Here is a 24,555-nt window from a genome sequence, read left to right as displayed (position 1 = left end):
CGCCGGTCCCGGGAGGGGCCGGCGTTTTGCGTTGAGACGCTTTGCGTTCAGACGCACTGCGTTCAAGCGTTCAAGCGTTCAAGCGTTCAGGCGTCCGGGCGATCGGCGACGGCGACCAGCCGGGCGGCGAAGAAGGTCACCACCAGAAGCAGCGACAGTCCGGCGAAGACCGCTGCAAAGCTGGTGTGCTCGGCGATGAAGCCGATCACCGAGGGCGCGATCAGGATTCCGGAATAGCCGAGCCCCGACACGATGCTGAGGCCGGTGCCGGGCTTCAGTCCGGGCACGTTGCCGGCAGCGGAAAAGGCGATCGGAACGATGTTGGCGACGCCGATGCCCATCACCGCAAAACCCACCAGCGCCATGGGCGTGCCGTTCGCCGTGGCGATGAGAACGAGGCCGAGGCCGGCGAAGAGGCTGCTGAACCGCGTCGTGGTGACCGCGCCGAAGCGGCCGCGAATGCCATCGCCGGCAAAGCGCAGCACGGCCATGCTGAGGGAAAACGCGGCGAAGGCAAGGCCCGAGGTCGCGGCATCCGCGCCGAGCTCCTGGCGCATGTAGAGTGCGCTCCAGTCGATCGCCGCCCCCTCCGGGATCATCGCGAACAGCGCGAACATGCCGACGGCGGCGGCGAGGAGAAGGCCGGCGGTGGTGTCGCCCCGGGGAGCTGCGGCATCGCCAGCCGATCCTGTCGCCGCAAGCGTCTGCGACTCCGTCCTGTCCGACAGCGTATGACGCCAGACCACGAACCACAGCAGCAGCGTGACGACGGCCACGACGAAGGCGTGCCCCTCCGGTCCCACGGCCTCGATCAGGAACCCGCCGGCACCCGCGCCGACGAGGCCGCCGACGCTCCAGAAGCCGTGGCAGGAGGACATGATCGGGCGGGGCAGACGCCGTTCCACCGAGACGGCGTTGGCGTTCATGGCGATGTCGAGCCCGCCTGTAGTCGCCCCGGCAAAGACGATGGCAAGGATCGCCAGCGGCAAGGAGGGCGCGAAGACCAGCAAGGGGAGGGCTGCAATCAGTGCCAGGTGCAGGATGATCGTCGGCCGGCGCGACCCCATCGCGGCGATCGCCCGGCCGGCAAGCGGCATCGTCGCGACCGCCCCGACGCCGAAGGCGAGGATCATCAGTCCCAGCTGCGACTCCGACAGGCCGAGCCGTTCGCGGAAAAGCGGGATCTCCGGCGCCCAGCTGCCGATCAAAAGGCCGTTGGCGAGAAAGGCCGCGGCAACGGCAATGCGCTCACGGGGCCATGACGTGGCGGGGATATCTAGGCTGAGGGTCATCTGGTCTCGCTGGAGGCTATGAGGGATTACGCGGTCGGGCGAAAGTGGATCAGGTCCGGGACCGTCGGCGGCCTGTTGCCGACGGTGCCTCGGCGCCGGCCGTCACGATTGCGACTTCGGCCGTTCGGAAAGGGGCGAGCAGGGCGGTTGGACAGTCGGCCTCGACGAAGAGGGTCGATATCCCCTGCGGCGCCAGCACGGCATAGGCCGCGGCCGTGCCGATCTTGTCGGTGGTGGCGGGCACGAGCACTTGCCGGCTGCTGGCGGCCAGTGCCGCCTTGAACTCGGCTTCCTCGAAGACGTGGCTGGTGATGCCGGCCATGGCATCGACACCGCAGGCGCCGAGCACCAGAACGTCCGGACGGAAGCGGTCGGCATCGGCCAGGGCCTTCGCGCCGAAGCAGCCGCCGGTCACCGGGTCGACCCTGCCGCCGAGGAGGATGGTTTCTATGCCACGACGCTCCAGCAGCGCTGTCGCGATCGCCGGCGCGTTGGTGATGACGGTCAGGCCGGCTTCTTCGGGGAGGCGTCCGGCGATGGCGAGGTTGGTCGATCCGGCGTCGAGAAACACCACCGAACCGGGTGCGATGGACGTCGCGACGGCGGCGGCGAGAGCGGACTTGCCATCGGTCCGGACGTGCCGCCGCTCGCTGAGCGAGCCCTCGAACGGCGCCATGGGCACCGCGCCGCCGTAGACACGCTGGCAAAGCCCGGCCTCGGCCATCTCCCGTAGATCGCGCCGGACGGTATCCTCGGAAACCCCGAAGGTCTCCGCGAGCCGCGCCGCGAGCACCCGGCCGTCCTGCGCTAGCAGGCTGCGGATTTTTGTCTGGCGTTCAGCGGTCAGCAGATGCGTATTCATGGCGTCCAATCGTGCAACAACGTGTCAAATCATGCATGAACGTGCATTAACGGTCAAGCGGAAGCGCCCCGGGGACGTTGCGCCGGGTCTGCAGGGGCGTCGCTTCATGTTTCAGGGCGGGCAGTGGGCCTCAGTCGGCAGACGGTCGGGACGGGCCCTGCGCAGAGCCTCGCCGGCTCTAACGCACGGCAACGCTGAGGCGCTATTTTCCGCTGGGCGATGCCGGACCAGTCGATCCTCAGTTCGACGCCCTTCGGCTCGGTCTTCTCACGATCGGGATAGATGGCGTGGGGCGCGAGCGGCGACGACGAGGGCCAGCTGTCGCACCCCAGTCAGTCCAGCTGGTGCAGGGACCGGGGTGCGGATCGCGCGTCAGACGATCGGCCAATGGTGGTGGAACACGCCCTCCCGGTCGAGCCGGCGATAGGTGTGCGCGCCGAAGAGGTCGCGCTGGCCCTGGATCAGGTTGGCGGTGCCGCGGGCGCGCCGGTAGTCGTCGAAATAGGCAAGCGCGGCCGAAAGTGCCGGGACCGGGATGCCGGCGAACGCGGCCTTGGCGACGACGCTGCGCAGTGCGGTCTGGCCTTCCGAGACTCGGGCGACGAAGCTTGGCGCCTGCAGGAGATTCACCACCGTCTCGCCGGTCTCGTAGGCCTGGGCGATGTCGTCGAGGAAGCGCGAGCGGATGATGCAGCCGGCGCGCCAGATACGGGCGATGTCGCCGAGCGGCAGGTTCCAGTGGAAGGCGGTCGAGGCTTCGGCCATCGTCGCATAGCCTTGCGCGTAGGCGATGATCTTCGCCGTTTCGAGCGCTGCCTCGAGCTCGGCGAGCCCGGCCGCATCGGTCTCGAAGGCCGGCGCGGTCGTGGCGACGCCGGCATAAAGCGCCTCTGCCCCCGCGCGCTCGGTCCGGCGGGACGAGACGCCCCGCGCCGACACGGCCGATTCCAGCGTCGTCGCGCCGATGCCGAGCTTCTGCGCTTCGATCACGGCCCAGCGCCCGGTGCCCTTCTGCCCGGCTTCGTCGAGGATCACGTCGACCATCGGCTTGCCGGTGTCGGGATCGGTCTCGGCGAGGACCGTCGCGGTGATCTCGACGAGGTAGGAGGAGAGACCACGGGTATTCCAGTCGGCGAAGATCTCCGCCATGTCCGACGCGGCCATGCCGGTGCCGTCGCGCAGGATGCCGTAGATCTCGGCAATCATCTGCATGTCGGCATATTCGATGCCGTTGTGGATGGTCTTGACGAAATGCCCTGCGCCGTCCGGACCGAGCCAGGCGACGCAGGGCTGTCCCTCGTATTGCGCCGAGACCGGCTCCAGCATCGGCTGCAGCGTCTTCCAGATCTTCTCCTCGCCGCCAACCATGATCGAGGGGCCGTTGCGCGCGCCGACCTCGCCGCCGGAGACGCCCATGCCGACGAAGTGGATACCGGTGCCCTCGACGCGTTTCGAGCGGCGCACCGTATCGTTGAAGTCGGCATTGCCGGCATCGATCATGATGTCGCCGGGCGACAGCAGCGGCATCACGAGGTCCATCTGCTCGTCCACGGGGGCGCCGGCATTGACCATGAACAGCACGGTGCGCGGGCTCTTCAGCCCGTCGATGAAGGCCTCGATCGTCTCGGAGGGGACGAGGTTGCCAGCGAGCGCGGGGTTCTCGTCGCGCAGGGCGAAAGCCTTCGCGGTCGTGCGGTTGTGGAGGGCGACGAGGAAACCTTCCTCGGCGATGTTGAGCGCCAGATTGGCGCCCATGGTGCCGAGGCCGAGCACGCCGATATCCGCTTTGGTGTCCGTCATGGAGATGTTCCTGAGCTGGTTGGCCGGTGGGGCAAGGCGCGGTGGGAGAGGAGCGTTCGGCGCGCTGCCGGCGCCGCCCGGCAGCGGCGCTGTCCGCCCATTCCTCTGGCAGGAACAGGCTGTGACACCATCGCCGGCGCCGCCCGAGGGATCGTTCGGCACAGCTCTCCGGTAACGCCGATCGCAGCGTTTGGCAAAGCCTTCCCTCAGCCGGCCCTGCCGCGGGGCGGGAGGCAGCAGCAGGGTTCTGGCTTCCCTTGAGGGCAGGAGGGTGTCAGGGCGGCGAAGCGGTCAGCCGGCCGGCGGGGTTGCAGCGGCCGTCGCGCCTTCGCGCAGCGCGGCCAGCCGCCGCGACAGCGGCTCGGCGAGCGAGTCGCGGCGCTCGCTCGGCGCATCCAGCGATTCGACCAAAGCCGCGACCGCCTGCTGCAGGCGGCGCTCGGCATGCTCGACGGCGAGCCGGGCCGCCGCATAGCGGTAGGGCCGGGTGGCGGCCGTATGGTTGCGGAAAGCATCGAGGTCGTCGAGCGCGTAGGCCATCGTCAGCTCCTGAACGCCTATCCATAGCGGGCGGGGGCTTGAGCGAAGCTGGGCGGGCGCCTGCGGCAGCAATGGGGAAAGGGCAGGGCGGCCGTTCTCTTGCCGAAACCGGGCCCGCCGCCCTAAGTCCCGGGAAGCGCCCCTCGCGAGGGATGCGGCAAGGTCTGGCGGGCAACCGGGGACGGCGACAGCGGGGAGGCCGTGCGGGCGCTCGGGCTGGCGATCCGGCTGGCGAGGCCGAAAGCAATAAGGAGATGGAATGAGCCTTGCAGACAACGTGCAGCGGCTGCGGATCACCGACGGGCAGACCGTCGACGAGCTTGCTGCCGCGACGCGGCTGCCGAAAGCGATGATCTTGTCGATCGAAAACGGCCGGATCGGCACCGCCAACAAGGCGGTGCGGGCGCTGGCACGGCATTTCGGCGTCAGCGTCGAGACGCTGGAGGCCTGACGCCGGCAAGGAGGTGCCGGCACTTCAGGGCCCACGGCTTCCCGGTGCCATTCGCTCACGCACCGTGGACCGGCACTGTGGATGGGAGACCCAAGCCGCGCCCAGATTGCTCAGGTCTTCCCGAGCAGATCTCCTCGGTCAGATCTCGCCGAGCAGTTCGCCGACGCGCAGGGCATAGCCGTTGGCGCGTTGCGTCTCGGCCTCGGCCTCGGCCAGCCGGGTCTCGGTTGAGCGCAGTTTCAGCTTGGTCTCCCAGGCCTCGATCTTCACATCGTGCAGCGCCTCGTCGGTTTCCTGGGCGCGGGTCTCCAGTTCGGCGACATTGGCCTCCAGCGAGGCGATATAGGCGTGAAGCCGCGCCTGCTCTTCCTCAACCCGCTGCATGAAGGCGCGCGTGTCGGCCTCCACGTCCTTAAACTTGCGCTCATAGTCCTTGATCGTCGCCGCTGCCCGCTCGACGAGCTTCATGGCGGACGGCCAGTTGCCGTCGGTTTCAGCGACCGCGTCGGACGTTACCGCGATCGCGTTGGAGTTCAGCGCGGCCAGCACGGGCGTGGTGTCCTCGTCTGCGTCCCGCAACTGGCGATCGTGGTCTGCGAAAGCGTGTGCTCGAAGAGTCTCGGCCATGATCCCTGATTCCCTGACGTGCCCCGCGCCTGCAAACGCAGGGGTCGTTCGTTCCGTATGAGTGCAGCGTCAGGAAGTCTGGCGCTGCGAGCTGCCGCCGAGCTTGCCGAAGCTGTTGACGATCGTTCCGCCCAGCCGATCCAGCCATGCTTCCGCAGCTGTCGCCCGCGCCGTGGCGGCGGCGGCCTGGCCGTAAGCGCGCTCGATCTCACGCTGCGCCAGACGCAGCTGCGCGTGCAGCGCCTCCAGTTCGGCGCGAGACTCCTCGCGTGCCTGTTCGGCCTCGGCCTCGAGACGCGCGATCCACTCCTCGCTGTTGCGCAGCGCGGCGCTGGCATCCTCGACCAGGGAAAGGGCGCCGGACCAGTCGGCCTTCGGGGCAGCGGCCGGACCGCCGCGCGGCACGGCGTCCTCCGACGGCGGCAGCAGCGCGACGGTGTCTGCCGCGGGGAGCACGCCGCCGGCGCCTGCCCCGTTGCCCGTCCCGCGCAAGGCCCAGGCTTCGAGACCGTTCGCCCACCTTGTCGGTTGTTCCATCGTCAACTCCGCCAACACTGCGCGTCACCGAATGATAGCTCAATAAGCAAATCGGTGGAATCGGCATTTTACCAATTCTCAACTATTGGCACGTCTCTGGCAAAGTCACCAGCATATCAAAGCTTTCCATCGGTGGAGAGTGGCTGAATGGTGTCAGGATCGGCTGCGGCCGTCGCGCCGCGGGGATCGCGCTGTAGGGATCGAGGATAAGGCCGTCATGATTCCGTGGATACCTCTCGATGTCGCCGCCGTCCCCGGGGGCGGCGAGCTCAAGTTGATGCGGCGGGGCCAGGAGTTCTCCATCATGGCCGGGGCGACCGAGCTGATGAACAGCCGTCTCAGCGGGTCCGAGGAGGCGCTGGCGTCCCTCTCGATCGAGCGGATCGGCGGGCGGGCGGCGCCGGCCCTTTTGATCGGTGGGCTCGGCATGGGTTTCACGCTGCGCGCGGCGCTCAAAGCCCTTGGCCCGGAGGCGAAGGTCACCGTCGCCGAACTCGTGCCGGCGGTCGTCGCCTGGGCGCGGGGGGCGATGGCGGAGGTCTTTGCCGGCTGCCTCGACGATCCGCGGGTCGCCATCGTCGAGGGTGATGTCGGCGGGTGCATCCGCACGGCAGAGCGACGCTACGACGCCATTCTGCTCGACGTCGACAACGGGCCGGACGGGCTGACGCGGCGGGGCAATGACAGCCTCTACGACGCGGCAGGTCTCAGCGCGGCCCGGCGCGCGCTGCGCCCCGGCGGCGTTCTCGCGGTCTGGTCCTCGGCGCCCGACCGCGCCTTCACCGCACGCCTGACGAGGGCGGGCTTCCGCGCCGAGGAGGTGAAGGTTCGCGCCAATGGTCGCCGCGGCGGCGCCCGCCACGTCATCTGGCTCGCCACCGCGCCGTCCTGAGGCGCCGCGGGCGGGCACGGCGCGCCTGCCGCAAGGGAACCGGATCTTTACCATACGCATGCTAGCAAGGTCGGACCAATCCGCCGAGACCGCGCCATGTCCCTTTCGTCGCCTGCTGACGGCCTGCCGCGGACCGGATCGGCCGACCGGCTGCTGCCTGTCCTCTTCGTCGCGACGGCGTTCCTCTCGGCCGCGCTGCTGTTCAGCGTGCAGCCGATGTTCACCAAGCTCGTCCTGCCGATCGTCGGCGGCTCGGCCGCGGTGTGGTCGATCGCCATGGTCTTCTTCCAGGCTGTCCTGCTGTTCGGCTATGGCTATGCCCATCTCCTGACGCGGTTTTGTCCCCGCCGGCTCGTCCTGCCGGTGCATCTCGGCTTCGCGCTGCTGGGTATCGCCATGCTGCCGGTGGCGATACCCGGTGGTTGGGGCGCCATGCCCGAGCGCTACCAGCCGGTCTGGCTGCTCGGGCTGTTCCTCGTCGCCGTCGGGCTGCCGTTCTTCTGGCTGTCCGCCAACGGACCGCTGCTGCAGGCCTGGTACGCCCGCAGCGGCCGACCGGATGCCGACCAGCCCTATTTCCTCTATGGCGCCTCGAACGTCGGTTCGTTCGCCGCGCTCCTGTCCTACCCCGTGGTGATCGAGCCGTTCCTCCGGCTGGGCACCCAGACCGGGCTCTGGGCTGCCGGTTTCGTCGTCCTCGCCGTGCTTCTGGCGGCTTCGGGGGCAACTGCCCTTTATCGGGGGAGGGCGATGGCGACGGAGGCACCAGCAAGACTGGGCGAGGCGGAGGTCATCGATCGCCGGAAGCAGCTAGGCTGGGTGCTTCTCGCCTTCGTGCCGTCGGGCCTTCTGGTCTCCGTCACCGCCCACATTTCGACCGACATCGCCGCCGTTCCGCTGCTGTGGGTCGTGCCGCTCGCGCTGTTCCTCCTGACCTTCGTCCTGGTCTTCGGCGACCGGTTCCGGAACGCGGCTCCCGCTCTCGCGCGGCTGCAGGTCTGGGCCGTGGCGATCGCGCTGATCAACCTCGTGCTGGCCGGCCCGTTCTGGTTCGGCATCCTCATCCACCTCGTCGCCTTCTTCCTGGCGGCGATGGTCTGCCATACGACGCTTTACGGGCAGCGCCCGCCCGCGCGGCAGTTGACCGAATTCTACCTCTTCATGTCGCTCGGTGGCTGCCTCGGCGGGATCTTCGCCGGGCTCGTCGCGCCGCTGATCTTCTCGACCGTTCTCGAATATCCGCTGCTGCTGCTCTGCTCGCTGTTCTGCAGCCCCGGCTTCGTCACCGACTTGCGCAGCGGCGGCTGGCGCACACCGCTCGCGCTCGCCCTATGCCTTGGCGTGCTCATCCTTCTCGGCCACGCTCTCGGCGAGCGCCTCGAAATCCTGCCGCTCGTGCGCTGCGGGCTGATGCTGGTCGTTGCCGTGCTGCTGATGGCGCAGTGGCGGGCGGCGTCCTGGCTGGCGCCGACGGCGCTCGCGGCGGCGATGCTGCTGGCGGGCTTCGGCTCGCCGGCCGAGCAGGCGATCCGCTCGTTCTACGGCGTGCACAAGCTCGACGTCACCGCGGACGGCCGCTACCTGACGCTCGCCCACGGCACGACGCTGCACGGCGCGGAGCGCCGCCTCAACGACGACGGCACGCCGGCCACCGGGCGCCCGGAGCCGACCACATACTATACGTTCGAGGGCGGTCTTGGCGTCGGCATCGCGTCGATCCGGGCGGCGCAAGGCGGGCATCTCGATCGCGTTGCGGCGATCGGGCTGGGGTCTGGAAGCCTTGCCTGCCACAGCGCGCCGACGGAGGACTGGCGCTTCTACGAGATCGATCCGGAAGTGCTGAAGATCGCCCGCGATCCCCGCTACTTCCACTTCCTCGAAGCCTGTGCGCCGAAGGCCGGCGTGGTGCTGGGCGATGCCCGGCTGACGCTCGGAAAGAGTGCCGGCGCGGAAAACCTCATCGTCATCGACGCCTTCTCGTCAGACTCGATCCCCGCGCATCTCATCACGCGCGAAGCCTTCGCGCTGTACCGGCAGACGCTCTCGGCAGGGGGCGCCATCCTCGTCCACATCTCCAACCGCCACCTCGACCTCACCCAGATCCTCGCGCGGACAGCGGCGGAGGCCGGCCTTGTCGCCTACAAGATCGAGGATCACCCCAGCGAGCCGCCGGAGAAGCGGCTTCGGCAGCCGAGCAAGGTCATGGCGTTTGCCGCCACGCCGGAGGATCTCGGCGATATCGCGACCGTCGGCATCTGGAAGAGGATTGTGCCCGACCTCAACCGCCGTCCGTGGACCGACGACTTTACCAATATCGTCGAGGCGCTTCGGGATCGCTACGTCAACGGACAGCTGCGCTGACGCATTGGAACGCATCCGCCTCCGGCGAGGGCGCAGATCTTACGAGGCTCAAAACTGTCGGGCTCAAGCGGATACAACGGATCTGGGGGCCAGTCGGCCGGGCCGCGTTCTAGCGGAACAAGGCAAGCACTTCCTGCACCCGCGCCGTCGGTATCGGCAAAGGCGGAGGGGGCTGTTCCTTTTCGCGTTTCCTGACGGGCAGGAAAAGAATGTTCGTCATCGTCTGCGCTCTATACGGGCCGACCCATGCCGGTCGGCAGCTTGACTGTTCCTGGGCCCTTCGCCCCTCTTCTACTCGCCGATTTCCGGTCGTTAGCTGCATTACCTTACCGCGACGAGTCTAAATGATTCGGTTTTCGCAAAGCGCGGCAACGAACAAATTGCAGAAATGGTAAACGGCGGCGACGGCGCGGCGAGACTGTCGCCGGGCGAGGCGCGTTACTTCGCAGGCGGCCGTCAGGACTCGGCGATACGCCAGCGCTCAGAGCGCCGGCAGCCGTTCTGCTTCGAGCGCGGCGTAGCGGCGCTGGGTGTCGATCGCATAGTCCCGCACGATCGGAACGGCATCGCGCTGGCGGCAGAGTTGTAGGTGAAAGACCATCTGCGCGCCCGACCGGAACATCGTCTCGCAGGACAACAGATAGAACTCCCACATCCGGGCGAAGCGCTCGTTGTAGAGGGCGACGACGGCGGGGCGGTTGGCCTGGAAACGGCTTTCCCAGATCGCCAGCGTCCGGGCGTAGTGCAGCCGCAGGCACTCGACGTCGGCCACCCACAGCGAATGCCGCTCGACCACCGGCAGGACCTCCGAGAGCGAGGGCGAATAGGCGCCCGGAAAGATATACTTGCGCAGCCAGGCGCTGGTACGCGCCGGCGGGCTCATATGGCCGATGGAGTGGAGGAGGGCGATGCCGTCGTCCGGCAGCAGCGCGTTGATCTTCGAGAAGAACTCGTCGTAGTGGCTGACGCCGACATGCTCGAACATGCCGACCGAGACGATGCGGTCGAACCGTCCCTCGACCTTGCGGTAGTCGATGAGCTCGAAGCGTACGCGGTGCGAAAGGCCGGCTTCCTCGGCCCGCTGGGTGGCCAGCGCCTGCTGCTCCGTCGACAGTGTCACGCCGAGCACCTCGACGTCTTCCATCGCGGCGAGATACAGCGCGAGATCCCCCCAGCCGCTGCCGATGTCGAGCACCTTCTGCCCCGGCCGCAGGTCGAGCTTGGCGGCCAGCAGCCGCAGCTTGTTGCGCTGCGCCTGTTCGAGGCTCTCGTCCTCGCTGCGGAAGTAGGCGCAGGAATAGAGCATGTTGCGGTCGAGGAAGAGGCGATAGAACGCGTTGCCGAGATCGTAGTGGTGCGCGACGTTCTTCTCGGCCTCGCCGACGACGTTGCTGCGTCGGCGCTGCCGCAGCAGGCCCGACCATTTCCGGACGAATTTCTGCAAGGGATAGGCGCCGAGCCCCGTCCGGTTCAGCGAGAACAGGGCGAGGAAGTCGCGGAGATGCGAGCCCTCCTCGAACAGGAGCGTGCCGTCCGTATAGGCCTCGCCGACGGCCATGTCAGGGTTCAGCACAAGCTTGCGGTAGAGCGCCTTGTCGGTCAGCCGCATCACGACGCGCGGGCCCGGCGCGCCCTCGAAACTGTGCCGCCGGCCGTCGGCGTCGATGACCACGAGCGTGCCCTTGCGGATGAAGCTCCTCATCATGTGGGACAGCGGGAACATGGGCGGCCCTCTCGCGGTGCAGAGACGCCATCATGCATGCTTCCTATCCCTACGGAAGGTCTGGCAGCCCGCCCACCCCACATCGGCGTCGGCGTCGGCGACGTTCGACCGCAAGGCGAAGCATCAGGAAACTCGGCATTTTCGCTCCAGCCGTCGCCGGTCAGCGGGCCGACAGGCCGGCATCATGCCGCTTCGACGTCCGCGACCCCCGCATTTTCGTCGCGCCGGCGCTGGCCGACCGTTTCGACGGCCGCCCGCAGCGCCGGGTGCATCGAGAGGAAGCGCTGGAAATCGGCGAGCGAGAGCTGCAGCAGCGTGCAGTAGGCGATCGCCGTGACGTCGGCCTGGCGTTTCATGTCGAAGAGCAGCGCCATCTCGCCGAAAACCTCGCCGCGGCCGAGGCGGATCACGGTGGCGCCGGTGTCGATCTCGACGGCGCCCGAGAGCAGGAAATAGGCGGCGTCGCCGACCTCGCCGCGGGTGATGATGCGCATGCCGGGCGCGGCGAAGAAGGGTTTCAGGAACTGTTCGAGATCGGTGCGGTCATCCGGCGAGAGCGGGCTGAACAGGTCGCAGCGGTCGATCATATCGCGGGTGTCGAGGCCGAGATCGAGCGGCGGGCTCAGCGTGTCGGCGTCGTCGCGTTCCGCCAGCGTCAGGAGCACGTCGCGCTCGACCTCGCTGCTGATCAGGCCGGAGCGGCGGAGATGCGCAAGTTCCATCGCCTCGCGCGCCCGCGCCGAGCGGGCGATCACCGCTCTTTCCAGCGCCACGACATAGGCGGGATATTGCAGCCGCACCGCATCGATCTCGCGCTCGATCAGCGCGAGCCGCTCGCGCAGCGCATCGGTGGCGGTATCGAGCGTGCCGATGCCGACCACCGGCCGCAGGTCGCTCTCGACGAACATCAGGAGCTCGCTGACCACCAGCGAGGTCTCGATCAGCGTCTCGAACCGCACCGACAACCGCAATGACAGCAGCCGGCTGTAGCCGAAGCGGCGCTGCAGGCTGAAGGCGACCCGGTCGAGCCAGAGGAACTCGATTTCCTCGCGGTTCGCCCGGCGATAGCCCTCGATGCCGTCGGCGCGCGCCATGTCGAGCCGGCGCCGTGCCTCCGCCGACAGCCGCTGGGCGATGCGCGGGGCGACGGTGCCCATGGCGAAATGCTCCAGCACCGTCTCGCGCTCGCGCAGCCCGATCGAGACCAGCGCGATGGCGACCCGCTCGGCCTCGGTCAGCGCGTCGGCGGCGCGTTCCGCCGAGGCCGTGGTCGCCACCTCCTCGGCCAGCGCCGCATCCTCGGCGCCCTCAGCCACCGCCCCGTCGGCCTGGAAGCGTTGCGCCATGTCGCGGGAGAACCGTCCGACGCGGGTGGCGGTGACGTCGAGCGCCATGTCGCGCAGTACCCGGTCGACGCCCGTCAGTTTGTTGAGGCCGAGCCTCTGGATCAGCGGCCGCAGCGTCGTGCCTTGCACCAGCAGCGTCATCAGCGTGAAGCCGGTGGCAAGGGTCGCGACGAAGCCCGCGGTCTCGGCCGGAATGCCGCGATGCTCGGTGACCGCCAGCGCCAGCGCCAGCGTCATCGACCCGCGCAGGCCGCCCCAGAGCACGACGATGCGATACGGCCGCGACACCTCGGCCGACAGCCCGAGCCGCGTCAGCAGCGGCAGCAGGCCGAACAGCACCAGCGCGCGGGCGAGAAGGGCGGCGACGAAGACGATGCCGAGCAGCACGAGATGGAAGGGCTCGGCCTTGCCGAGGAGGCGCGGGATGGTCAGCGAGGTCAGCACGAAGATCAGGATTGCCGACCAGGAGGCGAGCTGCTCCCAGGTGTCGGTGAGATGGCGCCAGGTGTCGGTGGTCATTCGGCCCGGCGCGAGCGTCGCCAGCGTCACGCCCGCGGTGACCACCGCGATGATGCCGGAGACATGCAGCATGTGCTCGGCGCCCCAGAAGCAGAAATACGGGACGGCAAGGCTGAGCGAAATGGCGGTGAGGCGGTCGTCGCCGATCAGCTTCAGGAGCGACAGGAAGATCAGCGCGATCAGGAAGCCGACCGCCGCCCCGCCGAGCGGCAGCAGCAGGAAGTCGAGCGCGGCATCGGTGACGGTGAGGCTCGCCGGCGAGACGATCGCCGCCGAGAAGATCAGGAACAGCGCGATCGCCGCGGCGTCGTTGAAGAGGCTCTCGCCCTCCACGAGTTGCGTCAGCCGCTCGGGCGCGCCGACATCCTTGAAGATCGCGATTACCGCCACCGGGTCGGTGGTGGCGATCAGCGAGGCCAGCAGCAGGCAGGCCAGCAGCGGCATGCCGGAGAACGGCCAGAGCGCAAAGGCGACGCCGATCGTGGCGGCGATCACCGCGACCAGCGCCAAAGCGATGATCGGCAGGAGGTCCTCGCGCACCCGGTGCATGTCCACGCCCAGCGCGCTCTGGAACAGGAGGGTCGGCAGGAAGACGTAGAGGAAGAGGTTCGAGCCGATCGGCAGGTCGGAGATGAACAGAGCGAAGTCGGTCGGCAGCAGGCTGCCGGGATGGGCGATCGAATAGGCGCTGGCGAAGCCGAGGGTCGCGCCGCCGAGTGCCAGCACGATGGAGACCGGAACCTGCAGCCGGCTCGACAGCGGGCGGGCCAGCGCGCCGAAGGCAACGACGGCGGCGATCAGCACGACGATGGTGGCGACGTCGATATCCAGTGTCGTCGCTCCTCTTGGAATGCCCGTCTGCGCCTGATTCTCTTTCCGGCACAGTCAGGTAAAGCCAGCGAGCGTCAAGCCCACCGGGCGTGTCGGCCCGAGCGATTTCCCTAGCGATGCGGTCATCTTACCGGCGTCACGGGAATTTCATACCGTCCGATACGTTTTAACTTGATTTCAGCCGCCAGCTGCTGCATTTAAATCATATCGAACGGTATGAAACGCGGAGGCAACCCGATGACGAACTGGACCGACACGGCGACCCCGACGACTGTCTTCCTCGGCAGCCGCTTTGCGCCCTGGAAGATCTTCTGCACGGCGCTTAGTGAGGATGCGGACGAGCGGGCGGAGACCGAGGCCGAGGAGGATGACGGGGACGCCGGCTTTGACGCCGAGGATCCGCGCGACCTGCGCGTCCGCGAGCGGCTGGCGCGGCTGGAGGCGTTCAGCGCGGCCTGAGGCGGAAAGCCCGGCTCGGGACGGTTGTCTCGGCCCGGGCCGCCCGCTATCCCAGCCGGACGGGCGTCGCCACGCGCCGCCGGCAAGGGATCACGACATGAGCGACCTCATTCCCGTCAACGACGGCCATAACCCCGTGCCCGTCGTTGACGGCCGTAACCCCGTGCCCGTCTTCGACGGCCATAATGACGTGCTGTTCCGCCTGTCGCTGCAGCAGGATGGCGATGTCGAGCGCGGGTTTCTCGAAGGCGGCCAGGGCGGCCAGATGGACCTGCCGCGCATGCGCCAGGGCGGCTTCGTCGGCGGCCTGTTCGCGATCTATCCACCCTCGGTGATGGAACGCGACATGCTGGCGATGATGCAGGGTGACGCCTACGACCTGCCGCTGCCCGCCCCGCTCGATTGGGTGGATGCCCAGCACCACACCCTGAAGATGGCCTCGATCATGCTGCGGCTGGAGCGCGCTTCTCACGGCCAGTTCCGGATTTGCCGCTCGAACGCCGATATCCGTGCTGCCATCCATGACAAGGCCATCGCTGCGGTGATGCATGTCGAGGGCGCCGAGGCGATCGACGGCGAGTTCCGCATGCTCGACATGCTGCATGCCGCGGGCCTGCGCTCGATCGGCATGGTCTGGAGCCGCCCGAACATTTTCGGCCACGGCGTGCCGATGCGCTATCCCAGCACCCCCGATACCGGTCCGGGCCTCACCGATCACGGCCGCGAACTCGTCCGCCGCTGCAATCAGCTCGGCATCCTCCTCGACCTCTCGCATCTCAACGAGGCCGGGTTCTGGGATATCGCGAAGCTCTCCGACGCACCGCTGGTGGCGACGCACTCCAACGTCCACGCCATTTGCCCGCACGCCCGCAATCTTACCGACCGCCAGTTCGCCGCGATCCGCGAGAGCAACGGGATGGTCGGGCTGAACTATGCCGCGGCCTTCCTGCGGCCGGACGGGCAGATGCTGGCCGATACCGGCCTCGACGTCGTCGCCCGCCATCTCGACGCGATGATCGAGCGCCTCGGCGAGGAGCGAGTCGGCCTCGGCTCGGATTTCGACGGCGCGGTGATCCCCGATGCCATCGGCGACGTCGCCGGCCTGCCGCGGCTCCTCGCCTATCTCAGCCAGCACGGCTACGGCGATGCGTTGGTGCGCAAGATCGCCGGCGAGAACTGGCTGGCGCTGCTGGAGCGCACGTTGAAGGACTGAATCGCAAAGGCTCGACGCGTTCGGGCGCGTTGATCGCGGCCGTTGCCTCGCCTATGGTTCGAGACGGCGCTTCAGATGGGATCAAGATGGCTTCCCCCGACCCAGAACTGATTTCTGCGGAGGATTTCCTCGGGTGGATTTCCACCCAGCAAGATCGGTTCGAGCTGGTGGAAGGTCACATCGTCCGTATGATGGCGGGTGCCAAGCAGAGCCATAACGTGGTGGCCGCGAACATCCTCGCCGCCTTGCTGCCGCAGGCGAGACGCGGCTTGTGCCGGACCACCGCGAGCGACACCGCGGTCCGGACAGGGCCCGGCAGCATCCGCTATCCCGACGTCGTCGTCGACTGCGCGCCCAGCGACCCGAATGCCGTCGAAGCGCTGCGGCCGACGCTGGTGGTGGAGGTTGCCTCTCCCGGCACCTCCGCCATGGACGCGACGGACAAGCTCGACGAATACCGGGCTCATGGCGCGATTGCGCTGATCCTGCTCGTCGACCCCGATCTTGTCTCGGCGAAACTCTACCGGCGCGATGGCGGCGGCCTTTGGCAGGTCGAGAAGTATGACGGCCTCGATCAGGCTATCGACTTTCCCGAGATCAACAGCGTGCTGGCGCTCGGCGAAATCTATGCGTCGCTGGAGCCCGGGCATCGTCCGCGCCTCCGGCTCGTGGAAAGCGGAGCGCCGGGCGACCTTCGGTAAAGTGATCGCCTGAAGATTGGCGTGAGGCGATCACTGGCCGCATGCGCCGTGCGGGGCGAGTGCTAGCCTAGCCGCTTGAGGGGAGGGGCGCTCGAGGCGCATCCCTCCCTCTCGACGGTTCGGTAGACGTACTTGTGGCGGCTCAGGCGGCCTTGGCCGGGGCCTTGGCCTCTTCTTCCATGGCGCGCATGTAGAGGTCGAGGACGGTGTCGTGCTCGTCGCGCTCTTCCTGGTCCTGCTTGCGCAGCTTGATGATCTCTTTCAGGATCTTGACGTCGAAACCCTCGCCCTTGGCCTCGGCGAAGACTTCTTTCTTGCCTTCGTTCAGCTCGGCGATCTCGGTTTCGATGTGCTCGATGCGCTCGACGAAGGCGCGGATCTGTCCGCCTGCGATACCGACCGTGTCACTCATGCTGGCTCCTTTGCGAATGAGCCTGCGTTATCGGCGGCGGATGGTTACCACTCTCCTAAAATGCGACGGGTTCCGCCGGCTTCCCACAGGCTGTCGCTTTTTGGCGCTGGCAGCATTTGCAACGCGTGCAGAAGCAGCTAGCAATCGCCGGTAAGGGAAGAGGAGACATCACCATGAAGACCCGCGCCGCCGTAGCCTTCGAGGCCAAGAAGCCACTCGAGATCGTCGAGCTCGACCTGGAAGGCCCGAAGGCCGGCGAGGTCCTGGTCGAGATCATGGCCACCGGCATCTGCCACACCGACGCCTATACGCTGGACGGCCTAGACAGCGAGGGCCTGTTTCCCTCGGTGCTCGGCCATGAGGGCGCGGGCATCGTGCGCGAGGTCGGCGCCGGCGTCACCTACGTGGTGCCCGGCGATCACGTGATCCCGCTCTACACGCCGGAATGCCGGCAGTGCAAATCCTGCCTCTCCGGCAAGACCAACCTCTGCACCGCGATCCGCGCCACGCAAGGCAAGGGCCTGCTGCCGGACGGCACGACCCGCTTCAGCTACAAGGGCCAGGCGATCCACCACTACATGGGTTGCTCGACCTTCTCGAACTTCACCGTCGTGCCGGAGATCGCGGTCGCCAAGATCCGCAAGGACGCGCCGTTCATGTCCGCCTGCTACTGTGGCTGCGGCGTCACCACCGGCGTCGGCGCCGTGGTCAACACCGCCAAGGTCGAGCCGGGCGCCAATGTCGTGGTCTTCGGCCTCGGCGGCATCGGCCTCAACGTGATCCAGGGCGCGCGCCTCGTCGGTGCCGACAAGATCATCGGCGTCGACCTCAACGACGACAAGGAAGAGTGGGGCCGCAAGTTCGGCATGACCCACTTCGTCAACCCGAAGAAGATCGACGGCGACATCGTCCAGCACCTCGTGGCGCTGACCGAAGGCGGCGCGGACTACACGTTCGACTGCACCGGCAACACCATGGTCATGCGCCAGGCGCTGGAAGCCTGCCACCGCGGCTGGGGCGTCTCGGTGGTCATCGGCGTCGCCGAGGCCGGCAAGGAAATCTCCACCCGACCGTTCCAGCTGGTCACCGGCCGCGTCTGGAAGGGCTCGGCCTTCGGCGGCGCGCGCGGGCGCACCGACACGCCGAAAATCGTCGACTGGTACATGGACGGCAAGATCCAGATCGACCCGATGATCACCCACGTGCTGCCGCTGGAGGACATCAACAAGGGCTTCGACCTGATGCACGAGGGCAAGTCGATCCGCTCGGTCGTGGTCTTCTGATGGCGGCGGCGATGGAGACGGTCTCGACGGCGAAGGCGCATGGCGGGGTGCAGGGCGTCTACCGCCATGCCTCGTCGGCCACGGGCACCGACATGACCTTCGCGGTCTACGTGCCGCCGCATGCGGAAGGGGCCAAGCTGCCGGTGGTCTGGTACCTCTCGGGCCTTACCTGCACGCATGCCAACGTCATGGACAAGGGCGAGTACCGCCGTGCCTGTGCCGAGCTCGGCGTGATCCTCGTCGCGCCCGACACCTCGCCGCGCGGCGAAGGCGTGCCGGACGATGCCGAGGGCGCCTATGACGCCGGCCTCGGCGCCGGCTTCTACGTCGACGCCACGGTCGAGCCCTTCGCGAAGAACTACCGGATGTGGACCTACGTCACCGAAGAGCTGCCGGCGCTGGTCGCCGCCAACTTCCCGGTCGATCCGGCGCGGCAGTCGATCTTCGGACACTCGATGGGCGGCCACGGCGCGCTGACCATCGGCCTGAGCTTCCCCGATCGCTACCGCTCGGTCTCGGCCTTCGCGCCGATCGTCGCGCCGGGCCAGGTGCCCTGGGGCCACAAGGCGCTGGCGATGTATCTCGGCGACGACCGGACGACTTGGCGCCGGCACGATGCGGTGGCGCTGATCGAGGATGGCGCGCGGGTGAAGGAACTGCTGGTCGACCAGGGCGAGGCTGACAACTTCCTCGAAGGCCAGCTGAAGCCGGAACTCCTGGAGGCCGCCTGCGCCAAGGCCGGCATCGCGCTGACGCTTCGCCGGCAACCCGGCTACGACCACAGCTACAACTTCATCTCGACCTTCATGGAAGACCATTTGCGCTGGCACGCGCAGCGTCTCGCCTGAGGGTCAGCTGCGGCGGCGATGGTGCCGCGACGTCGACGGTGGTCAATTAACGGTCGTCATCCTCGGGGCTTCGGCCCCGGGGACTCATGCCACTGCGTTTGCACGCCAGTTCGGTCACGGAGAGGTCGTGCCGCGTCCGCCGGCAAAGCCAGCTTCCACGCTTCGGCATGGGTCCCCGCGCTGAGCGCGAGGATGACGAGACTTTGAGGTCGGCGACACCTCTCCTCCACCCGGGCTGGTGATCTCTCAACGCGGCAAAACCCTCAACGGTCGTCATCCTTGGGGCCTTGGTCCCGGGGACCCATGCCTCTGCGTTTGCACGCCGGTTCGGTTGCGGAAGGATCGGCGTCTGTCCACCAGCAAAGCTAGCTTCCACGCCTCGGCATGGGTCCCCGCGCTGCGCGCGAGGATGACGAGCTTTCGAGGTCGGGAGCCACTTCTCCGCCAACCGGGCTGGCGGTCTCTTAACGAGGCATATCCCTCAACGGTCGTCATCCTCGGAGCCTTGGCCCCGAGGACCCATGCCTCTGCGTTTCCACACCGGTTCGGTCACGGAAGAGGAGGCGTGCGTCCACCAGCGAAGCCAGCTTCCACGCTTCGGCATGGGTCCCCCCGCTGCGCGCGAGGATGACGAGCTTTTGAGGTCGGCGACACTTCCTACAGAAGCGTGCCACCCGCATTTTTCTTCTGCTCAGACCGTCCGCACTCCCTCGATCCAGACGCCCGCGATATCCGTGGCAGCGTCAAGGTGGACGATGTCGGCGCGGGCGCCGGGCAGCAGCCGGCCATGGCTTGCCGACAGCCCCAGGAACTCTGCTGGATACACCGCCGCCATCCGCAGCGCCTCGTCGAGGTCGATGCCGACGGTGTCGACGAGGTAGCGGACGGCTCCTATCATCGAGAGGTCGGAGCCTGCGAGCGTGCCGTCGTCGAGGGTCAGCTGGCCGTCGCGCCGCGTCACCGTGCGGCCGCTGAGGACGAAGACGTCGTCGTCGACGCCCACCGTCGGCATCGCGTCGGTGATCGCCATCAGCCGGCCGGGCTGGCGTTTGGCCCGCAGCGCCGTCGCGATCGCGGCGGGGTGCACGTGGTGGCCGTCGGCGATGATGCCGCACCAGATCTCCGGCCGCGCCAGCGCCGCGCCGACGAGGCCGGGCGTGCGGTGCCCGAGCTGGCTCATGGCGTTATAGAGATGCGTCACGCCGCGCGCGCCGGCGTCGAAGGCGGCGTTGGCGGTGGCGAAATCTGTATCGGTGTGGCCGAGCGAGACGATGATGCCGGCGTCATTAAGCCGGCTTATCTGTTCCGGCGTGACGCTTTCCGGCGCGACGGTCAGCAGCAGCGGTCGGACCGTGGTGCCGATCAGCGCTTCGAGGTCCGCTTCGTGCATTGTCCGGATCAGCGCCGGGTCGTGCGCGCCTTTCCGGGCGACGGAGAGGAATGGGCCCTCGACGTGGATGCCGAGGCAGCCGGGCATGCCTGCCGCCAAGGCCGCCTCGACCGCGGCGATGGCGGCGAAGGTGATGGCCGGGCGGTCGGTGATCACCGTCGGCAGCAAGGCGGTCGAGCCGAAGCGGGCATGCGTGGCGCAGATCGCGCGGACGCCCTCGACGGTCGGCGTATCGTTGAGGAGCACGCCGCCGCCGCCGTTCACCTGGATGTCGATGAAGCCCGGCGCGAGGAGGCCTCCGTCCAGCGTCACGCGCTCGATCGCGGGGTCGAGGGAGGCCGCCGGCGCCATGGCCTGGATCACGCCGTCGGCGACGAACAGCGCCTGCCCGGCATGCCGGCTTTCTCCGTCGAAGATCTCGGCGCCGACCAGCGCAAATGCCGCCATCAGACGGTCTCCGTCACCTTGGAGAGGCCGCGCGGCACGTCGGGGTCGAGCCCTCTTGCACGGGCGACCTGCTCGACGAAGCCGTAGAACGAGAGAAGCATGACCAGCGGTTCGGTCAGCGGGTGGCCGGTGGCCGTCGTCGGCAGGAGGTGGCCCGGCGCGCCGCGGCCGGCGACGAAGAGTTTCGCGCCTTTTTCTTCCAGCCGGCGGGCGACGCCGACGAGGTTGGCGTGCGCGGCATCGTCCGGCAGGAAGGCAAAGACCGGGAAGCCGCCCTCGACCAGCGAGACCGGCCCGTGCAGCAGTTCGGCGCCGGAATAGGATTCGGCGTGGAGGAGCGAAGTCTCCTTGAATTTGAGCGCCGCCTCGCCGGCGACGGCAAAGCCGACGCCGCGGCCGAGCGTATAGAGCGATCCTGCCTGGACGGTCGCCTCGAGCGCCTCCGACCAGTCGTGCGCCAGCGCCGCGTCGAGTTGATCGGGGAGGGCGTCGAGCGCTGCGCCGAGCTTCTCGTCGCCGGTCCAGGCGGCAAGGATGCCGAGCGCGGCGGCGACCGAGGCGACGAAGCTCTTGGTCGCCGCGACGCTTCTTTCCGGGCCGGCCGAAAGGCGGACGGCGTGGTCGGCCGAGGCCTCCAGCGGCGAGTCCGGCGCATTGACCAGCGCGATCGTTTTCGCGCCACCGGCGCGGGCGGCGGAGAGCAGCGAGACGATGTCGGGGCTCTGGCCGGACTGCGAGATGGCAAGCGCTGCGGCGCCCTTCAGCTTCAGCTTGGCGCCGTAGATTGAGACGACGGAGGGGCCGAAGGAGGCGACCGGCACGCCGCTGAGGATTTCGGTCGCATATTTGAAATAGGTCGCGGCATGGTCGGAGGAGCCGCGCGCGACCGTCGCCACCACCGGCGGATCGAGATCGCGCAGCGCCAGCCCCGCCGCACGCATCGCCTCGCCGGACTGCGCCAGCAGGCGGCGCACCGCCTCCGGCGTCTCGTCGATCTCCGACCGCATCAGGCTTTTTGGGGACTGGCTCATGGGATCCTTCAGATCGTGAGTTCGGCGACGAAGTCGTAGGCGTCGCCGCGGTAGAGCGAGCGGGTGAGCTCGACGGCCTCGCCCTTTGCATCGAAGCAGAGGCGCAGGATCGACAGCGCTGCAGCGCCCGTCTCCAGCCCGAGGAGGGCGGCATCGGCCGCGGCGAGATTGGCGGCCGTCATCCGCTGCAGCGCCCGCACCGGCCGGTGGCCGACCGCCTCCATCGCCTGGTAGAGCGAGGTGTCGACCGCAGCAGGGTCGGGCAGGATGCGGGCGGGCACGACGGCCCGCTCGATCGCCATCGGCATCGCATTGGCGAGGCGCAGCCGGTGGAAGCGCGCGACGGGCTCGCCGGGCGACAGCCGCAGCTGCATGGCCTCGTCGGGGCTGACGGTCGACAGCGTGCGCTCCAGCCAGCGCGAGCCGGTGGCCGAGCCGCGGCTCTCCATGTCCTCGGTGAAGGATTTGAGGTGCGACAGGCCCATCTGCACCCGGCTCGGGGCCTCCGCCACGAAGTTGCCTGAGCCATGCCGCTGGCGGATCACGCCCTCGCCGACCAGCGCCTGGATCGCCTTGCGGACGGTGACGCGGGAAATGCCGATGCCGGCGGCGATGTCGCGCTCGGGCGGCAGGGCCTCGTTGGGCTTCAGCCGGCCTTCCGCGACTGAGCGGCGGATGCGTTCCTGCAGCTGGCGGTAGAGCGGGCCGCCGGTTCCGGGCGACATGAAGTGCTGGTCGAAGACCTCGCTCATTGCCCGGCCCCCGGCAGCAGCGTCGCGGCCAGCGCCAGCGCGCCGTCGAGCGCGTCGCCGCGCGGCTCGGCGATCTTGGCCTGCAGTTCCCGGGAGAGCCGTGGCCGGTAGCGCGGCGCGAGGCCGCCCAGAAGGACGATCGACGGCGCGCCGAGGTCGAGCAGCCGCTGCAGTGCCGCCTCGATGTGGCGCTGGCCATCGACGAGGATCGCTTCGGCGACGGTATCGCCGCCTTGCGCCATCTCCACCACCGAGGGCGCGAAGCCGCCGAAGTCGCCCGGCCGCGCCTCGTCGGCAAATTCCACCAGCCGCGCCGCATCTTGGTGGAAGCGTTCGAGCATGGTGTCCGTCAGCCCGCTGGCCGGGCCGATGCCGTCATGGGCGAGGAGTGCGGCGGTGAGCGCTGCGCGGCCGAGGAAGGCACCGCTGCCATGGTCGGACAGGGCAAACCCCCAGCCACCGATCGAGGTAAAGGCGTCGCCATGGCGCAGCACATAGGCCGTGCCGGTGCCAATGATGGCGATCGCGCCGTCCGCCCCGGCATGGGCGCCGCGGCAGGCGACCACCGCGTCGGACTCGAGCGCGCGGGCGGCGAAGGGCAGGGGACGCTGCATCAGTTCTGCCGACAGCGAGGGGATGTTGGCACCGGCCAGCCCCAGCCCGACATGGCATCGTCTCAAATCGGCTTCGCCGAGCCCCGCCGCGGCGAGTGTCTCGGTCGTCACCGCCACGATCGTCGCCAGCGCGCCGTCGAGATCGCTGAAGATGTTCGCCGAGCCGCCTTCGGCCTCGCCGAGCGGTGTTCCGTCGCGCAGCCGGGCCCGCACACGGCATCGGCTGCCCCCGCCATCGACACCGATCAAGATAGGCTGCTGCATGACGCCTCCATGGCGAAGTAATACCAAAACAGGTTAGCGATGCAACCAATTTCGAGGATCTGATCCGCGGATCCTCTTACCGAAGAGGTCGTGCGACTGAAATTATCGATCGTTTATGCACAAAAAACATGCTGCATCGCAGCAGATGAAAAAGTTAACAGTTTTGGCTGGACGAATGGCATTAAGTTGGTAACATCCCCGCAAGCCAGGCAAAGCTTTCGTCGCTCTGGCGGAGTCAACCTGGACCGAAACCAGCGGACCGAAACCCAGAGTGATCGCCATTTCCCATTACCCCACCTTGGTCTGCGCCGAGACTTTGCGGGACATCCTGCGGTGACCTTGCGCGCGACGGAACAGCGGGACCCGGCGGTGATCGGCATCGACGGCTGGGAGGATGCGCAGGTCCTGCAGGCCCTGCTTGATGGCCAGGCCCGCGCGGTGGCCTCGGTCGGCGCTGCCATCCCCGCCCTTGCCGACATCGCGGCGCTCGCCGTCGGCCGGCTTCGGGCCGGCGGGCGGTTGATTTACCTCGCCTCCGGCAGTCCAGCCCTCATCGCCCTCGGTGACGCGCTCGAAATACCGCAGACCTATGGCGAGCCGGCCGAGCGCTTTGCGACCATCCTCGCCGGCGGCCTCGCGATCACCGAGAGCCTCGTCGGCGGGCCGGAAGACGACGGCGAACAGGCCGAACTAGACGTCGCGGCGGCCAAGGTCGGAGCCAAGGATTGCGTCGTCGCCATCTCCGCCAGCGGCTCTACGCCCTATACGCTCGCCGGTCTCGTTGCCGCGAAGGCGGTGGGTGCTGCGACCGGCGCCATCGCCAACAATGCCGGCGCGCCGATGCTGGCGGTTGCCGATGCCAGCGTTCTCCTCGACAGCGGGCCGGAGATCATCGCGGGCTCTACCCGGATGGGGGCGGGCACCGCGCAGAAGATCGCGCTCAACATGCTGTCGACGCTGATCGCCCTGCGGCTCGGCCATGTCCATGACGGCCACATGGTGGGCCTGCGCGCCGACAACGACAAGCTGCGCCTGCGCGCCGCCCGCATGGTCGGGGAGATCGCCGGCGTTGGCGAAGCCGATGCCACCGCGGCGGTCGGGGCGGCGGGCGGCGACGTCAAGCTCGCCGTGCTCATCGCATCGGGCCTGCCGGGCGTCGATGCGGCCCGGCGCTTGCTGTCGCGGCATGCGGGCAATCTCCGCGCCGCCCTCGCCGACCTCTAGCGGGGTGATCTCACCCGCCTTCTGAAGCCGCCTCTAAGCTAGGTCCCGCAACAAGCCTTTGACGTGATCCCGTAACAAGCCTCTGACGTGATCCCGTAACAAGCCTCTGACGTGATCCGTAACAAGCCTCTGACCT

At 68.2% G+C, this 24,555-nt stretch carries 22 protein-coding genes; 9 read left to right on the top strand and 13 right to left on the bottom strand.

Annotation, left to right across the window (positions count from 1 at the left end; genetic code table 11):
* Positions 1-86: 86 nt before the first annotated feature.
* The 4 genes from ACZL02_RS11575 to ACZL02_RS11560 form a co-directional block, all read right to left on the bottom strand.
* On the bottom strand, positions 87-1,292 hold the full coding sequence (locus ACZL02_RS11575; RefSeq protein WP_472939758.1) for an MFS transporter: 1,206 nt from the start codon (positions 1,290-1,292) through the stop codon (positions 87-89).
* Positions 1,293-1,341: 49 nt separating this feature from the next.
* The gene (locus tag ACZL02_RS11570) at positions 1,342-2,154 is read right to left on the bottom strand and encodes a DeoR/GlpR family DNA-binding transcription regulator (protein WP_472939757.1); all 813 of its coding nucleotides are present in this window, start codon (positions 2,152-2,154) and stop codon (positions 1,342-1,344) included.
* A 372-nt stretch (positions 2,155-2,526) separates the two neighbouring features.
* The gene (gene gnd, locus ACZL02_RS11565; protein WP_472939756.1) at positions 2,527-3,954 is read right to left on the bottom strand and encodes an NADP-dependent phosphogluconate dehydrogenase; all 1,428 of its coding nucleotides are present in this window, start codon (positions 3,952-3,954) and stop codon (positions 2,527-2,529) included.
* A gap of 291 nt (positions 3,955-4,245) precedes the next feature.
* Positions 4,246-4,494 carry a hypothetical protein gene (locus ACZL02_RS11560; protein ID WP_472939755.1) on the bottom strand — a complete coding sequence of 83 codons (249 nt, stop codon included), beginning with the start codon at positions 4,492-4,494 and terminating at the stop codon, positions 4,246-4,248.
* A gap of 259 nt (positions 4,495-4,753) precedes the next feature.
* Here ACZL02_RS11560 and ACZL02_RS11555 point away from each other — a divergent pair, with 259 nt between their 5' ends.
* Entirely contained in the window at positions 4,754-4,945 is a 192-nt protein-coding gene (locus ACZL02_RS11555; RefSeq protein ID WP_472939754.1) for a helix-turn-helix domain-containing protein, read from the top strand.
* A gap of 138 nt (positions 4,946-5,083) precedes the next feature.
* Here the strand turns inward: ACZL02_RS11555 and ACZL02_RS11550 are convergent, their stop codons facing one another.
* Together ACZL02_RS11550 and ACZL02_RS11545 are read right to left on the bottom strand one after the other, a co-directional pair.
* Entirely contained in the window at positions 5,084-5,572 is a 489-nt protein-coding gene (locus ACZL02_RS11550; RefSeq protein ID WP_472939753.1) for a hypothetical protein, read from the bottom strand.
* 69 nt (positions 5,573-5,641) lie between these two features.
* Positions 5,642-6,109: a hypothetical protein gene (locus tag ACZL02_RS11545; RefSeq protein WP_472939752.1), complete on the bottom strand. Its 468-nt coding sequence runs from the start codon at positions 6,107-6,109 to the stop codon at positions 5,642-5,644.
* A gap of 217 nt (positions 6,110-6,326) precedes the next feature.
* Here ACZL02_RS11545 and ACZL02_RS11540 point away from each other — a divergent pair, with 217 nt between their 5' ends.
* Together ACZL02_RS11540 and ACZL02_RS11535 are read left to right on the top strand one after the other, a co-directional pair.
* Complete coding sequence (locus ACZL02_RS11540) at positions 6,327-7,001, top strand: spermidine synthase (RefSeq protein ID WP_472939751.1); 675 nt, start codon at positions 6,327-6,329, stop codon at positions 6,999-7,001.
* Positions 7,002-7,097: 96 nt separating this feature from the next.
* Entirely contained in the window at positions 7,098-9,362 is a 2,265-nt protein-coding gene (locus tag ACZL02_RS11535; RefSeq protein WP_472939750.1) for a fused MFS/spermidine synthase, read from the top strand.
* Between the two features lie 481 nt (positions 9,363-9,843).
* Here ACZL02_RS11535 and ACZL02_RS11530 read toward each other — a convergent pair whose 3' ends face one another.
* Both ACZL02_RS11530 and ACZL02_RS11525 read right to left on the bottom strand, forming a co-directional pair.
* Positions 9,844-11,085, bottom strand: coding sequence for a class I SAM-dependent methyltransferase (locus tag ACZL02_RS11530; protein WP_472939749.1), 1,242 nt, complete (start codon positions 11,083-11,085; stop codon positions 9,844-9,846).
* Between the two features lie 182 nt (positions 11,086-11,267).
* Positions 11,268-13,754 (bottom strand): cation:proton antiporter, encoded by a 2,487-nt coding sequence (locus ACZL02_RS11525; protein WP_472939748.1) that lies wholly within the window; start codon positions 13,752-13,754, stop codon positions 11,268-11,270.
* A gap of 264 nt (positions 13,755-14,018) precedes the next feature.
* Between ACZL02_RS11525 and ACZL02_RS11520 the strand changes: the two genes are divergently transcribed.
* From ACZL02_RS11520 to ACZL02_RS11510, 3 genes are all read left to right on the top strand, one after another.
* On the top strand, positions 14,019-14,240 hold the full coding sequence (locus tag ACZL02_RS11520) for a hypothetical protein (RefSeq protein ID WP_472939747.1): 222 nt from the start codon (positions 14,019-14,021) through the stop codon (positions 14,238-14,240).
* A gap of 97 nt (positions 14,241-14,337) precedes the next feature.
* Positions 14,338-15,453, top strand: a complete 1,116-nt coding sequence (locus ACZL02_RS11515) for a dipeptidase (protein ID WP_472939746.1) — start codon at positions 14,338-14,340, stop codon at positions 15,451-15,453.
* Between the two features lie 86 nt (positions 15,454-15,539).
* On the top strand, positions 15,540-16,154 hold the full coding sequence (locus ACZL02_RS11510) for a Uma2 family endonuclease (protein WP_472939745.1): 615 nt from the start codon (positions 15,540-15,542) through the stop codon (positions 16,152-16,154).
* Between the two features lie 142 nt (positions 16,155-16,296).
* On the opposite strand, the gene ACZL02_RS11505 is transcribed toward ACZL02_RS11510, so the two are convergent.
* Positions 16,297-16,566, bottom strand: coding sequence for a DUF2312 domain-containing protein (locus ACZL02_RS11505; protein ID WP_472939744.1), 270 nt, complete (start codon positions 16,564-16,566; stop codon positions 16,297-16,299).
* 173 nt (positions 16,567-16,739) lie between these two features.
* Between ACZL02_RS11505 and ACZL02_RS11500 the strand changes: the two genes are divergently transcribed.
* Both ACZL02_RS11500 and fghA read left to right on the top strand, forming a co-directional pair.
* Complete coding sequence (locus ACZL02_RS11500) at positions 16,740-17,849, top strand: S-(hydroxymethyl)glutathione dehydrogenase/class III alcohol dehydrogenase (RefSeq protein ID WP_472939743.1); 1,110 nt, start codon at positions 16,740-16,742, stop codon at positions 17,847-17,849.
* The gene (gene fghA / locus ACZL02_RS11495) at positions 17,849-18,697 is read left to right on the top strand and encodes an S-formylglutathione hydrolase (RefSeq protein WP_472939742.1); all 849 of its coding nucleotides are present in this window, start codon (positions 17,849-17,851) and stop codon (positions 18,695-18,697) included. The genes ACZL02_RS11500 and fghA overlap by 1 nt, the downstream gene beginning before the upstream one ends.
* 691 nt (positions 18,698-19,388) lie before the next feature.
* Here the strand turns inward: fghA and nagA are convergent.
* From nagA to ACZL02_RS11475, 4 genes are read right to left on the bottom strand one after another with little or no spacing between them, the layout of a single operon-like run.
* Complete coding sequence (gene nagA, locus ACZL02_RS11490) at positions 19,389-20,537, bottom strand: N-acetylglucosamine-6-phosphate deacetylase (RefSeq protein WP_496258430.1); 1,149 nt, start codon at positions 20,535-20,537, stop codon at positions 19,389-19,391.
* Positions 20,534-21,565, bottom strand: a complete 1,032-nt coding sequence (locus ACZL02_RS11485) for an SIS domain-containing protein (protein WP_472939740.1) — start codon at positions 21,563-21,565, stop codon at positions 20,534-20,536. The genes nagA and ACZL02_RS11485 overlap by 4 nt, the downstream gene beginning before the upstream one ends.
* Positions 21,566-21,573: 8 nt before the next feature.
* Entirely contained in the window at positions 21,574-22,317 is a 744-nt protein-coding gene (locus ACZL02_RS11480) for a GntR family transcriptional regulator (RefSeq protein ID WP_472939739.1), read from the bottom strand.
* The gene (locus tag ACZL02_RS11475) at positions 22,314-23,195 is read right to left on the bottom strand and encodes a glucosamine kinase nucleotide-binding domain-containing protein (protein ID WP_472939738.1); all 882 of its coding nucleotides are present in this window, start codon (positions 23,193-23,195) and stop codon (positions 22,314-22,316) included. Before ACZL02_RS11475 ends, ACZL02_RS11480 begins: the two co-directional genes overlap by 4 nt.
* Positions 23,196-23,528: 333 nt before the next feature.
* Between ACZL02_RS11475 and ACZL02_RS11470 the strand changes: the two genes are divergently transcribed.
* Positions 23,529-24,419, top strand: coding sequence for an N-acetylmuramic acid 6-phosphate etherase (locus ACZL02_RS11470; RefSeq protein WP_472939737.1), 891 nt, complete (start codon positions 23,529-23,531; stop codon positions 24,417-24,419).
* Positions 24,420-24,555 lie beyond the last annotated feature (136 nt).

Source organism: Mesocryomonas fontinalis, from assembly GCF_055730125.2.
This window is presented reverse-complemented; position numbering and strand designations above follow the sequence as displayed.